The sequence below is a fragment of the Roseimicrobium gellanilyticum genome, assembly GCF_003315205.1.
Taxonomy (GTDB): Bacteria; Verrucomicrobiota; Verrucomicrobiia; order Verrucomicrobiales; family Verrucomicrobiaceae; genus Roseimicrobium; species Roseimicrobium gellanilyticum.
The window spans coordinates 105444-116576 of the sequence record NZ_QNRR01000004.1 but is presented as its reverse complement, the minus strand read 5'-3'; the positions used below and the strand labels follow the sequence as shown (position 1 = coordinate 116576).

The following is an 11133-nucleotide window of genomic DNA, read 5'->3' as shown; positions in this document are numbered from 1 at the left end:
CGTAGATCAGGGCTTCATCGCCACGGTGATGCGCACACCATCCACCGTGGATGCGGCGGGGTCGGTGACCACGGTCTCGCCTTTGGCGACACCACTGCGGATTTCCAGCCAGTCTCCATGGTGCTCTCCGAGGTCCACCAGGCGCTCGGTGACCTGCTCATGCTCCACCACGAACACGCGAGGCTGTCCGCCAGTGGTCCGCACAGCGCTCTTCGGCACCGCGACTCCAGGTTTCTCCGGCAGCAGCAATCGTCCTTCGGCGAACATGCCCTGCTTCAAGGAACCGTCTGCATTCGGCACATTGGCCTCCACCATGAGGTCGCGTGACGACTGGCGCAGGGCGGCACCGATGTACTTCACCACACCGCCAAACGTACGTCCTGGAAATGCAGGCACTTCAAAGGTGACTTCCTGCCCCGATTCAATGCTTCCGGTCGCTGTCTCCGGCACATTAAGCAGAAGGCGAAGATGGTCATTCGCGACGAGTTGCACGACCTGCGTGCTGAGCTGCACATACTCTCCCGGCGAGATGCGCCGCTCCATCACACTGCCGGCGAAAGGTGCGCGAATCACCATGTCGTCGAGGTTTTTCTTCGCCGTGTCACGACGTGCGATCGCCGCGTCCAAATCCGCCCGGGCGCTCTTCTGTTCCACAGACAGTTTCTCCAAATCAGCTGCCGAGATGGCACGCGTCTTCGCAAGCGGTTCATTTCGCTTCCACTCCGCGATGGCGAACTCAAGCCGCGACTGCGCCTGGTTCACATGCGCCTCGGCTTCGCGCAGTGCGAGTGCCGCAGCGCGGTCATCCAGCTTCACCAGCACATCGCCTGCCTTCACCACGCTGCCACGCTCCACCGGAGTCTCCATCACCTTGCCGGCAGCATTGGCGGCGACAGCAGCATCGAGGCCGCTCTTCAACTCACCTGTGACCTGAAGGTAGCGCGGCATGGGATGCTCTTCCGCGACGGCGACGGTCACGGGTACCGGTGGCGTCTCCTTCACTGCGGGCTTGGTCCCGGCAGTACCCGCAGGCGCTGCATGGCGCCCACAGGATGAAAGCGCCAGCACCGAGACCAGTGCGAGCGCAGGGATACTGAAGTTCTTTTGCATGGTTTTTTCTAGGGGGGGAAGTCAGGTGCGCGTCTTCCTCTCGAGGCCAGCGGTGAAGAGATCCACGCAGGTGGCCACGTATTCCGCAGGGGTGTAGCCGTCGTTGCAGCCCTCGGAATTCTTCAGCATGCCGGCGAGCAGCATGTTGATGAACATGTCCACGGTGGCCGAGAAATTCACATCGGTACGGATCCGGCCAGCGTGGGCAGCGGCTTCCAGATTCGCCATGAGGCGGTCATGCAACGCACGGAAGGCATCCATGATGATCTTCCGGTAGGGAATAGGATGACGCCGGGCTTCGCCAATCAGCGTGCGAATGAAAGCCTCGTCCTTCTCAATCAACTCGTAGAACGCGGTGCCGAAGCGATTGAGGTTCTCGCGAAGGCCACCACTCCAGGCCTCTTCCGAGCTCAGGTCTCCATACGCGCTGGTTTCCTTGAGCCGGTCGAAGACGGCAGAGATGAGTCCCTCCTTGTTCTGGAAGTGGCGGAAGATGGTGAGCTCATTCACTCCGGTCTCCTCCGCCATCATGCGGATGGTCGCGCGCTGCAGGCCCTCTCGCGCGAACACGCGCAGCGCGCCATCCAGGAGATTGGCGCGAGTTCCTTTGGTCTCAGGGAGGGGCGTGGGAGCGTCCGACGGGGTTTTCATGGGCAACAGGTATGCAAGTAAGTACTTGCTTGCATACCTGTAAAGCACTTTCTAAGACCGTTTTCAGATCCTGGCGACGGATTCTCTCTGTCGCGCGGCACCCCTTCTCTGCTTGAGCAGTTCGGGTGCCGTCCTGGCGGCTGTGTTTCTGGCTCCCATCAGGACATCCGATGCGTGCTCGGTTTCTCCTTCGAGGTTCCCCTGGGAAGGGCAAACCCAACCCCCAGCTTTTCTGATCCTGTCCTGGAGTACAGTTGAGAAAAGCCGGGGGTCAGGTTGCTTGGTCTTGGGGGGGGAAATGATGTCAGCGTCGAGGACGCTGCTGCTGCGGCGGTGCGATGCCTGCCATGAAGATGTCCACGCAGGTGTTCACGTACTGCCGTGGGGCGTAGTCCCGCTGGAACTCCACCGTATTCTTCAGCATGCCGCCCATGAGCATGTTCGTGAACATGTCCATGGCCGCGAAAAGGTTCACATCCTTGCGCACCTCGCCGGTCTCCTGGGCCTTCTGAAGGACCTGGAGGAACCGATTGCGCAGGGGCTTGATGGCTTCCATCACAATCTTGCGATGCTGCTCAGGGAGGCGGCGGGCCTCGCCAATCAAGGTACGGATGAAGGCTTCATCCCTCTCCAGCATCTGGTAGAAGGACAGGCCGAAATTACGGAGTACATCGTGGAGCGTACCGACCCACGCCTTGTCCGTGTCCAGCGATTCATACGCTGGAGTGTTCATCACGTTGTCGAACACCGCCTGGAGCAACCCGTCCTTGTTCGTGAAATGCCGGAACAAGGTCACTTCATTCACGCCCGCTTCTTCCGCGATGATGCGGGTGGTGGCGCGGGGAATGCCATCCCTGGCGAAGACGTTCAAAGCGGCCGCGATAATCTTATTTCGCGTACCGACTTCGGTCTTGGTCGTTGAGGTGACGGCGTTCGGAGGCATCTACTGAGATGGAAAACGAATGCAAGTGCTTACTTGCAGCCCTATGTAAGTGCTTGCTTACTTTTTGTAAAGGGACTTTTTTCGCAAAAAGCAATTACACAGCACAAAAAAAGGCTGAAGGATTGCTCCTTCAGCCTTCAAATGGTTCAGCCTGTACTGGCTGGGACTAGCGGGAGTAGAGTTCCACGACCAGCTGCTCGTTCACGAAGACGTCGATTTCTTCGCGTTCCGGCGCACGGTTCACGGTGCCGGTGTGCTTGTCGCGATCCACGGTCATCCAGTCGGGAATCACTGCGCCCTGAGTCAGGTCGAGGAAACGATTCACCAGCTGCTGGGAGCGGGGGGTGTTCTTGACGGCGACCACGTCACCGGCCTTCACCTGATAGCTCGCGATGTTCACGCGCTTGCCATTCACCGTCACGTGGCCGTGGCCGACGATCTGACGGGCGGCGAAGCGGCTGTTCGCGAAGCTCATGCGGTAGACCACATTGTCCAGACGCTGTTCAAGCATCTGAAGGAGGATGGTACCGGTCACGCCCTTGCGGCGGGAGGCTTCGGCGAAGAACTTGCGGAACTGCTTCTCCAGCACGCCGTAGGTGTGGCGGAGCTTCTGCTTTTCGATCAGCGCGGTGCCGTAGTCGGAAGTCTTGCGGCGGGCATTGCGGGGGCCGTGCTGCCCCGGGGGGAAGGCGCGGAGCTCGAGGGCCTTCGAGGGGCCGAACAGGGCCACACCAAAGCGGCGGGCGATTTTTTCCTTGGGACCAGTATAACGTGCCATGACGGATAAAGAGCGGAACTTCGAGAGGTGCGGCGACTACACGCGGCGGGCTTTGGGCGGACGGCAGCCGTTGTGCGGCACGGGGGTCACGTCCTTGATGGCGAGGATTTCGATACCGAGACCCTGCACGGCACGCACGGCGGACTCACGGCCGGAGCCGGGGCCCTTGAGGCGCACTTCCACTTCCTTGAGACCATGGCCCATGGCCTGGCGGCAGGCGTCCTGGGACACCACCTGGCCGGCATAAGCGGTGCCCTTGCGGGAACCCTTGAAGCCCATCTTGCCGGAGCTGCTCCAACCGATGGCATTGCCATTGCGGTCCGTCACGGTGACCATCGTGTTGTTGAAGGTCGCCACCACGTGCACAATGCCGCTGGTGACGTTCTTGCTGCCCTTGGCCTTGACGACCTTGGGAGCGGCATCGCCGGCACCGCCGTCGAGGCTGAGGAAGACTTCGTTGATGTTCTTCTGACGGTCTCTCTCGGAGAGGGGCTTGTCAGTCGCAGGTGCTGCCGGAGTAGCAGCAGGTGCTGCCGGAGTCGCGGCGGGGGCAGGAGCAGGAGCGGCAGCTTCGGGCGCTGCGGCAGGATTCTGATTTTCGTCGGCCATGATGAGATGAAAATTAAGAGATACTCAGCAGGGCTTAGACCTTGCCAGCCTTGGCATTCGGGTTGCGCTGCACACCCACGGTCTTGCGCTTGCCCTTGCGGGTACGGGCGTTGGTCTTCGTGCGCTGGCCACGGACAGGAAGTCCACGACGATGACGAATGGAGCGGTAGCAGTTGATGCTCGAGAGGCGCTTCATGTGCGCATTGAGCTCACGACGAAGGTCGCCTTCCACGACGATGCCCTTCGCATTCACCACGCGGCTGATTTCCGCGAGCTGCTCATCGGTCAGCTCACCCGTGCGGGTGTTGGGATCAATGTTGGTCTCAGCGAGTACCTTCCTGGTAAGGGAGGGACCAATGCCGTAAATGTACGGAAGAGAAGCTTCAATGCGCTTCTCGTTCGGGATTTCAACTCCAAGCAGACGTGCCATAATGAATGTGTTCTACAGACTTAACCTTGCCGCTGCTTATGCCGCGGGTTTTTGCATACAATACGCACGACTCCCTTCCGCCGAATGACACGGCAGGACTCGCACAAGCGCTTCACTGAGGTTCTTACTCGCATGATGATAAACAGAGGAAATGCCATATGCCCCACCGGAACGGCAGGGCGAAGGGGAGGGATGTCTAGCAAGATTGTTCACATGCGCAAGTGCGAAGTGGTCTTTTTTTCGCACGATTGAGTATCAGCAGAGGGAAGACAATCTGCCACGGACGCCGCGAAATGCCACCACGGCTCCCGCCCGGTGCCATTCCCCTTTCTCCCGCACGCTGAACGGACTGCACTCAGCCCACCAGCATGCTCCACACCCCGGCACCCGCTGCCAGCAGGCCAAATCCCAGCATCGCAAAGTCCGCCACCACGAGGTGGGTGGCATGCGCCGGATCCCTGTCCAACACCGCTTCCGCGGGTGCAGCCGGGTCATGCCATACCGAAATGCTCGCTCCCGGGGCATGCTTTGTCAGGAAGGCCTCCGCTTCGGTGGGCTGATAGTAGAGGATCCTGCCAAATGCGATCCGGGTCCCCTGCAGTCCCGCGCCTGCGACCGTGTATGAGTATTCCACCTTGGGGCTGTAGCTATGGTACGTCTGGCCCGTCTTGGAATCTGTGGAGCGTCCCTCCACAATGTTGGAAGACACCACCGTCCCAATCACGGAGGGCCAGTTCACAGCCGCGGTGGCCAGTGCCAGGTTCTTCTTTTTGGCCAGCAGGCCCTGCACATTCAGATAGATCATCCACAGACCAAAGATGACCAGGACCCATTGAATAAGAGGCGGCATAAGGCGACCAGGGTGAAAGGTGGACTCTGCGCGATGGAAGCCCACCCTGCCACACGCGCAAGTGTTTTCGCCGCACAACCACCCAAGCACGCCATCCATTTTTTCCATCCGCCACTTGCACGTCCCCGGCTCCTGATGACGATAGGGCCGTGAACCCCTCCCCTTCCCCACCCCAGCAACCCGGCGGCGGTTGCCTGGCGCTGGTCCTGGTCTTCGGTCTCGTGATTGGTGCCGGCATTGCCTTCGGTGGCGCTACACTGCTTTGGCAGACACCCTCGGCCTGGAAGCAAATGCAGGAGGTATGGACGGAAACCCCAGGCACCGTGCTTTCCTCTCGAGTGCAGGAGCGCGAAGTGCGCACGGGCAACCAACCGCAGAACTACAAGACCAGCACCCTGTACCATGTGGAGCTGGACTATAGTTACGAACTGAAGGGCCAGCGCCACACCGGCACTGCCCCCGCGGCACGACAGCCCGAGCAGGAGGGAAATCTGGAACAGGCTACTGTCATCGCGCTGGAGTACCAGCCCGGACATCCTGTATCTGTTTTCTACAATCCGAAGGACCATGCCACCTCCCGCCTTGTCGCCGAAGGTCCCAACGGTCTGTTCTGGATTGGCCTCTTTGGAGGCCCACTGCTTATCCTCAGCGGTGCAGGCTTGGGATGGTGGAGTTGGCTGGACTGGAAGGCAAAGCGCAAGGCCGCTGCCGGAACCTGAACACTCCGTGATGCAGCCGCCCTTTCATGCTTGTGCGATCCCTTGGCATGAGCACGAAACGCGAACTCATCGAACCCCACAAAGGGGACAAGCGGTATGTCCGTCGTGACAGCCATGGCCGGTTCGTCGAGAGCGACGATGTCAGTCGCTCCCTCAGCATGGACCGCCGCATCAAGGCGAAGCACAAAGCCAAACACGGTCAGGGTGACCGCGGCGACTAGCCTCTTCTCTTCCATACCACGCCTCATGAAAACCTCCGTCATTCTCGCCGCTGCCGCATGCAGCCTCTTGATGGTGTCCTGCAAGGACGAAAGTGGTGAACGCGTGCCGCCCCGTGCTCCCTCGCCCGATGGTACAAATACCTCCAGCTCGGGTGTGCAGAATCCCGGCGAAGCAACACCACCCTCCACCACCAGCGACGTGAAGGGAACCGGCGCAGGCACGGACGCACCAGACAATCCTGCAAAGGCAAATCCGCCCGCCGTGCGCCAGCCAGCCACGGAGAACTAGGATTTGCCCTTCGCTTCACGCCGGCATCGACGCGATCAAGCCCCTCAGATGTTTGATCATCTGGTGAGGCTCGCAGATCGCGTACTGATCGTGGAAGCTCACATGCAGCATGCCAGCGATGTATTCGAACATCGACTCCTGCACCCCGTAGTCATTCCCCTGCTCCAGATGCGTGAGGAGTTCTGAGAGATCTTCCTTATCGGAGAACCAGCCCACATCGATCGCCTGCTGCAAAAGCCCCGCCGCGTCCTCCAATCCGGGAAGCTGCTGCAGCGCCGGATGGTCGTGATACTGACGCATCAGGAGAAGGGTGTCATAGTCATCGCCACCCAACCGTGCCGTGACCTCCGCTACCGTCAGTGGTGAAGGAAACGACTCCGTGCATCCAGGGAAGAACTGCTCAAACTCCTCGCGAAGCTGTGGCTCACACATCGGCCAGCGTTCACGGAATTGATCAAAGAGCCTCACCACCTGCCCTGGGGTCAGCGCGGGCGGCAGCACCGACATGAGCGGATAACTCGCGTGCAGGAAGGGCTCAGGCGGCCACTTACGCACCTCCTCCACGAAGTCCGCGGCCACGGTGGATTGCACTTCCTGCAGGCCCCAGGCTTCGGAGATCCACTCAGGGGGCAATGCAGCAAACTCCCTTTCTTCGGCGAACCGCCTTGGCGACCGCTTCACAGCCTCGATATACAGCTCTCTGGTCATGCCCATGGCTCAGGCGGCGCGATTTTCTTCACGCATGGCCACCCAGTTCTCCAACATGGAGCGGGCTCCCTCGCGCGGCTTCACCGTGTATCCGAGTTTTTCCAGACGCAGCCGAAAGTACCCGGCAATCACCGGCGCCTTCACTCGAGTGCCCAGTTCACAGGAATACACACGTGAGAGCGGCAGGCTCACCGTGGGTTTTTCATCAGACGCATCGGTGTAGAAGTCGATGTTGATGGCGTTGGCCACCACTTGGGGAAATTCATGCGCATTGAGGATCTGCCATTTCCCATCGCGACGCACTTCCAGGATGTCTCCCGGTTCCACGCGGAAAGGCAGACCTCGATGCGTCGACGGCACCAGCACGAACATCAGCATGAAAGGGCCAATCGGAAGCGCAATGATGAGGGTGTAGAGCTTCGTGCGCGTGACGTCTCCCTCCGCTCCGCCGGATAGCGCAATCTTCAGGCTCTCGATGAAGAACATCGCAAAATCCTCGAAGATGCCACCCACGGTGGTGAGCCCGTGATTCAGGTCATAGATGATTTTTCCGGCGACTCCGACGCCCAGCAGGGTGATGTGCGCGGCGAGAATGACGAGCGCCCAGTTCGTGCGGGATTCGAAACGTCCCCGCATCTGCGCCGGTTCATCAATGTACACCTTGGGTCTGCCCATCGGGTGCTTGCACATCCACACCGTGACGCCGGTGCCGGCGGCCATGGCAAGGAACTCGACGAAGGTGAAGCCCTCCCCGCTCGTGTTCTGCCAGAGCAGGGCCAGCACGGAGAGCCACATGGCCCAGAGGAAGGAGCGCTGCCACGTCGCCAGGAGCTTTGGCGGAGCGTCTGAGACTTCACCTTTTGTGCTGGAACGTCGTGATTTTCTGCCCATGGCGCGCCCGGATGCTAGCGCGAACCGTTCTACAGGCAAGCGACACGCGGATTGCGCGTAAATCCGCCCTTGCACCCTGTAACACCCCACGGCACGTTTCGCACACAGTCCCCTCCCTTTCCCCACTCCTCACATGATCAAACTCACCGGTATCGCAGACGAAGCAGGCGCACCTCTCGACGTGCAAATCAAGGCCCACCAGGATCTGGGCTGGGACAGCATTGAATCCCGCGTGGTGGAGTTCGATGGCGTGAAGGGCAACCTGCATGAAATCCCCGAGGCCACCTTTGAGAAGGTGTGCGAAGAGCTTGCCGCGAAGAACATGAAGGTCAGCGGCTTCGGCTCCCTGATTGGCAACTGGGCCAAGAAGATCGAAGACGACTTCTCCATCACCGAAGCGGAAATCAACCGCGCCATCCCGCGCATGCAGAAGCTGGGTGCCAAACTCATCCGCGTGATGAGCTACGCCGTGCGCAAGGATGCCGAGGGCAACGACCTGCCCGACCAGATGGAAGCCGAGCGCATCCGCCGCATGGCTGAAATCAAGAAGCGCTTCGATGACGCCGGCCTCACCATGATTCATGAGAACTGCATGAACTGGGGCGGCATGAGCGTGAGCTATGTGAAGCGCCTGAACGACGCCGTTCCTGGAATCAAGTGGGTGTTCGACACCGGCAACCCCGTCTTCATTGCCGACCGCGACCGCCCCGGCCAGAAGCAAAACTCCTGGGAAATGTACCAGGCCATCAAGCCCCACATGGCGCACGTGCACGTGAAGGACGGCAAGTGGAACACCGCCAAGAATGACGCCGACTACACCTACCCCGGCGAAGGCGAAGGCCAGACCCAGCGCATCATGGAAGACCTCGTGAAGTCCGGCTACGAAGGCTATATCAGCATCGAGCCCCACGTCGCCGTCGTGTTCCACGGCGCAGGCTCCGCGGACGACCTCTCCCCCGAAGCCAAGGCCAGGGAGCAGTACGACAGCTACGTGAAGTACGGCCGCATGCTCGAAGACATGCTCAAGGGCTACGGCGCGAAGCTGGGCTGATTTCGGAGGTTAGACCTCCGGCCTGACAAAGGGCGTTGGGCATCCTGCCTGGCGCTCTTTTTTGCTACCAGGCATCCACACGGGTAGCCTTCCTACGGACAATTTCTTCGTGATGCCCAATCAGGATAGGAAACGGACACGACAGATCCAGATGCTGTGACGCGAAGCGTCCTTGGACTGCGTGCAGCCTGCTGCCGCTTTCCAGAGTCCACAGCCTGCTGTGGCGATGATGATACTCGCTCGTGAGATGACGCTTCTAGAAAAGCTTGGCGACTTCGTCGCGGAGGAGCGTGCAGCAGGCTGCACTTGAGGAAAGCGGCAGCAGGCTGCACGCAGTCCAAGGCCTTCGGCACAGCTTCCATATCCACGCCCTCACGTTCGCGCACCCTGCGGAACACTTCGAGGTACCATTCATCCTGCGTGACTCGTTGGTGCCCCGTCTCGTCTTACGCCATGAGCATGGAAGAATGAATGAGAGGTGCGGTATCGGGATTCAACCATTGAGCTCAAAACGCCTTCTTGAGCACCCGCGAGTTCCTTCCACTGCGGTCGTACGCCTCGCGTCTCTTGGCAGGCAGCGTATCCACCGGCACTTCCTTGTAGCCCATCTTCTCCTCGAAGAAGCGGAAGGCCTGGGTGCTGAGCGCGAAGATCCACGCACAGCCACGCTGGCGGGCAGTGTCCTCGGCGAAGGCCACCAGCTTGCGTCCGTGCCCCTTGTTCTTGTGCGCGCGACGCACGAAGAGGCAGGCGAGTTCCGCCGCTTTCACTCCGCCATCGAGTTCATACACATGCACGGCGACGCTGGCCACCGGGTTGCCGTCCAGCTCAAGCACGTAGAAGTCGCCGATGCTCTTCTGCATCTGCTCGCGCGTGCGCGGAGCGAGTGCGGCATCTTCCACACTCTCACGCATCATCGCCTGCAGCGCAGGAATGTCAGACGTGCGCGCCTTGCGCAGGTGCTGGTAGTCATCCGCATGGATCATGGTGCCGACGCCTTCGTTGCTGAAGAGTTCGGCCAGCAGCACTTCGTCCTGCCGTCCATCAATGATGTGCACGCGGGGCACGCCTTCGTTACAAGCGAGAGCGGCGTGCTTCAGCTTCGAGAGCAGGCTAGGGTCCGCATTAGAGTCCTTGCGCTTGGCCATCTCCCGCGCCTGTCCCACGGAGATCTGGGCGAGGCGCTGCCCAGCGGCATCCACCAGACCTTCTTCCGCGACGAAGATGACCTTGGCAGCATCCAGCTCCAGCGCCACGTCCACGGCGACCTCATCCGAGTTCACGCGCAAGGTAGCGCCACGGCCATCATATCCCAGAGGCGGCAGCACGGGGATGATACCTTCCTTCAGCATCGCCAGGAGCATGCGCTGGTCGACACGTTCGATACGACCGGTGTGAACCAGGTCGACGCCCTCAATCACACCGGCAGGGTGCACGGCGAGCGCATTGGGAACGGCGACACGCAGTTCCAAGGCGGTGAGGTCACCCATCAGTTCGCTGGTGAGTCGGGAGATGGCATCCGCGCTGACTTCCAGCGTCGCGGCATCCGTGAGGCCCATGCCGTCGTCACTGGTCAGCTTCACGCCGCGCAGGTCCGCGAGTTCCTGGATCTGCTTACGCGCGCCAAAGACCACGACCACCTGAATGCTCAGCGACTGCAGCACGGCAATGTCCTGCAGCAGGCTGTGGAAGTTCGGCAGGCGCATGACGGCGCCGTCAAAGGCAATGACAAAGATGCGTTCCTTGAACTGGGGAACGTATTGGAGAATGCCTCTCAGGTCTTCAAATCTCATTGAGGGAGCGGAACGTGGTCGCTGGGTGGGGTTGAGAAAGGTGGAATGCGAATGTGAAACACCACAGTACTGCTTCTCCCTTGTTGCTCA

The 11133-nt window shown here is 60.4% G+C and carries 15 protein-coding genes; 4 read left to right on the top strand and 11 right to left on the bottom strand.

The window, feature by feature from the left end; translation table 11 throughout:
- Positions 1 to 6: 6 nt before the first annotated feature.
- The 8 genes from DES53_RS13020 to DES53_RS12985 all read right to left on the bottom strand — a co-directional run bounded on the left by DES53_RS13020 (position 7) and on the right by DES53_RS12985 (position 5371).
- Positions 7 to 1110 (bottom strand): efflux RND transporter periplasmic adaptor subunit, encoded by a 1104-nt coding sequence (locus DES53_RS13020; RefSeq protein WP_113958714.1) that lies wholly within the window; start codon positions 1108 to 1110, stop codon positions 7 to 9.
- 21 nt (positions 1111 to 1131) lie between these two features.
- The gene (locus DES53_RS13015; RefSeq protein ID WP_113958713.1) at positions 1132 to 1761 is read right to left on the bottom strand and encodes a TetR/AcrR family transcriptional regulator; all 630 of its coding nucleotides are present in this window, start codon (positions 1759 to 1761) and stop codon (positions 1132 to 1134) included.
- Between the two features lie 304 nt (positions 1762 to 2065).
- Complete coding sequence (locus DES53_RS13010; RefSeq protein ID WP_113958712.1) at positions 2066 to 2704, bottom strand: TetR/AcrR family transcriptional regulator; 639 nt, start codon at positions 2702 to 2704, stop codon at positions 2066 to 2068.
- A gap of 166 nt (positions 2705 to 2870) precedes the next feature.
- The gene (rpsD, locus tag DES53_RS13005) at positions 2871 to 3482 is read right to left on the bottom strand and encodes a 30S ribosomal protein S4 (protein ID WP_113958711.1); all 612 of its coding nucleotides are present in this window, start codon (positions 3480 to 3482) and stop codon (positions 2871 to 2873) included.
- A 36-nt stretch (positions 3483 to 3518) separates the two neighbouring features.
- On the bottom strand, positions 3519 to 4091 hold the full coding sequence (rpsK, locus tag DES53_RS13000) for a 30S ribosomal protein S11 (protein ID WP_342782355.1): 573 nt from the start codon (positions 4089 to 4091) through the stop codon (positions 3519 to 3521).
- A gap of 34 nt (positions 4092 to 4125) precedes the next feature.
- Positions 4126 to 4521, bottom strand: a complete 396-nt coding sequence (rpsM, locus tag DES53_RS12995) for a 30S ribosomal protein S13 (RefSeq protein WP_113958710.1) — start codon at positions 4519 to 4521, stop codon at positions 4126 to 4128.
- 20 nt (positions 4522 to 4541) lie between these two features.
- On the bottom strand, positions 4542 to 4655 hold the full coding sequence (gene rpmJ / locus DES53_RS12990) for a 50S ribosomal protein L36 (protein WP_113959063.1): 114 nt from the start codon (positions 4653 to 4655) through the stop codon (positions 4542 to 4544).
- A 221-nt stretch (positions 4656 to 4876) separates the two neighbouring features.
- Positions 4877 to 5371 (bottom strand): DUF3592 domain-containing protein, encoded by a 495-nt coding sequence (locus DES53_RS12985; protein WP_170157076.1) that lies wholly within the window; start codon positions 5369 to 5371, stop codon positions 4877 to 4879.
- A 149-nt stretch (positions 5372 to 5520) separates the two neighbouring features.
- On the opposite strand from DES53_RS12985, the gene DES53_RS12980 reads away from it, so the two are divergent.
- The 3 genes from DES53_RS12980 to DES53_RS12975 are packed head-to-tail and all read left to right on the top strand — an operon-like array spanning position 5521 to position 6600.
- Positions 5521 to 6090: a DUF3592 domain-containing protein gene (locus DES53_RS12980; protein ID WP_170157075.1), complete on the top strand. Its 570-nt coding sequence runs from the start codon at positions 5521 to 5523 to the stop codon at positions 6088 to 6090.
- A 47-nt stretch (positions 6091 to 6137) separates the two neighbouring features.
- A complete protein-coding gene (locus tag DES53_RS32970; protein ID WP_170157074.1) occupies positions 6138 to 6311 on the top strand; it encodes a hypothetical protein in 174 nt (57 codons plus the stop codon).
- Between the two features lie 25 nt (positions 6312 to 6336).
- The gene (locus tag DES53_RS12975; protein WP_113958707.1) at positions 6337 to 6600 is read left to right on the top strand and encodes a hypothetical protein; all 264 of its coding nucleotides are present in this window, start codon (positions 6337 to 6339) and stop codon (positions 6598 to 6600) included.
- A gap of 15 nt (positions 6601 to 6615) precedes the next feature.
- On the opposite strand, the gene DES53_RS12970 is transcribed toward DES53_RS12975, so the two are convergent.
- Both DES53_RS12970 and DES53_RS12965 read right to left on the bottom strand, forming a co-directional pair.
- Positions 6616 to 7308 (bottom strand): hypothetical protein, encoded by a 693-nt coding sequence (locus DES53_RS12970; RefSeq protein WP_147263384.1) that lies wholly within the window; start codon positions 7306 to 7308, stop codon positions 6616 to 6618.
- Positions 7309 to 7317: 9 nt separating this feature from the next.
- Entirely contained in the window at positions 7318 to 8199 is an 882-nt protein-coding gene (locus DES53_RS12965) for a hypothetical protein (RefSeq protein ID WP_113958705.1), read from the bottom strand.
- Between the two features lie 133 nt (positions 8200 to 8332).
- On the opposite strand from DES53_RS12965, the gene DES53_RS12960 reads away from it, so the two are divergent.
- Positions 8333 to 9250, top strand: a complete 918-nt coding sequence (locus DES53_RS12960; RefSeq protein ID WP_113958704.1) for a sugar phosphate isomerase/epimerase family protein — start codon at positions 8333 to 8335, stop codon at positions 9248 to 9250.
- A gap of 506 nt (positions 9251 to 9756) precedes the next feature.
- On the opposite strand, the gene argA is transcribed toward DES53_RS12960, so the two are convergent.
- Complete coding sequence (gene argA / locus DES53_RS12955; RefSeq protein ID WP_113958703.1) at positions 9757 to 11043, bottom strand: amino-acid N-acetyltransferase; 1287 nt, start codon at positions 11041 to 11043, stop codon at positions 9757 to 9759.
- Positions 11044 to 11133: the final 90 nt, after the last annotated feature.

Bases quoted from the DNA above. Each gene is read 5' to 3' on its own strand.
- DES53_RS12975 (WP_113958707.1), top strand. From the start codon at position 6,337: ATGAAAACCTCCGTCATTCTCGCCGCTGCCGCATGCAGCCTCTTGATG.
- rpmJ (WP_113959063.1), bottom strand. From the start codon at position 4,655: ATGCGAGTAAGAACCTCAGTGAAGCGCTTGTGCGAGTCCTGCCGTGTC.
- DES53_RS12965 (WP_113958705.1), bottom strand. From the start codon at position 8,199: ATGGGCAGAAAATCACGACGTTCCAGCACAAAAGGTGAAGTCTCAGAC.
- DES53_RS13020 (WP_113958714.1), bottom strand. From the start codon at position 1,110: ATGCAAAAGAACTTCAGTATCCCTGCGCTCGCACTGGTCTCGGTGCTG.
- rpsM (WP_113958710.1), bottom strand. From the start codon at position 4,521: ATGGCACGTCTGCTTGGAGTTGAAATCCCGAACGAGAAGCGCATTGAA.
- argA (WP_113958703.1), bottom strand. From the start codon at position 11,043: ATGAGATTTGAAGACCTGAGAGGCATTCTCCAATACGTTCCCCAGTTC.
- DES53_RS13015 (WP_113958713.1), bottom strand. From the start codon at position 1,761: ATGAAAACCCCGTCGGACGCTCCCACGCCCCTCCCTGAGACCAAAGGA.
- rpsK (WP_342782355.1), bottom strand. From the start codon at position 4,091: ATGGCCGACGAAAATCAGAATCCTGCCGCAGCGCCCGAAGCTGCCGCT.
- DES53_RS12960 (WP_113958704.1), top strand. From the start codon at position 8,333: ATGATCAAACTCACCGGTATCGCAGACGAAGCAGGCGCACCTCTCGAC.
- DES53_RS12985 (WP_170157076.1), bottom strand. From the start codon at position 5,371: ATGCCGCCTCTTATTCAATGGGTCCTGGTCATCTTTGGTCTGTGGATG.
- DES53_RS13010 (WP_113958712.1), bottom strand. From the start codon at position 2,704: ATGCCTCCGAACGCCGTCACCTCAACGACCAAGACCGAAGTCGGTACG.
- DES53_RS12970 (WP_147263384.1), bottom strand. From the start codon at position 7,308: ATGACCAGAGAGCTGTATATCGAGGCTGTGAAGCGGTCGCCAAGGCGG.
- rpsD (WP_113958711.1), bottom strand. From the start codon at position 3,482: ATGGCACGTTATACTGGTCCCAAGGAAAAAATCGCCCGCCGCTTTGGT.
- DES53_RS32970 (WP_170157074.1), top strand. From the start codon at position 6,138: ATGAGCACGAAACGCGAACTCATCGAACCCCACAAAGGGGACAAGCGG.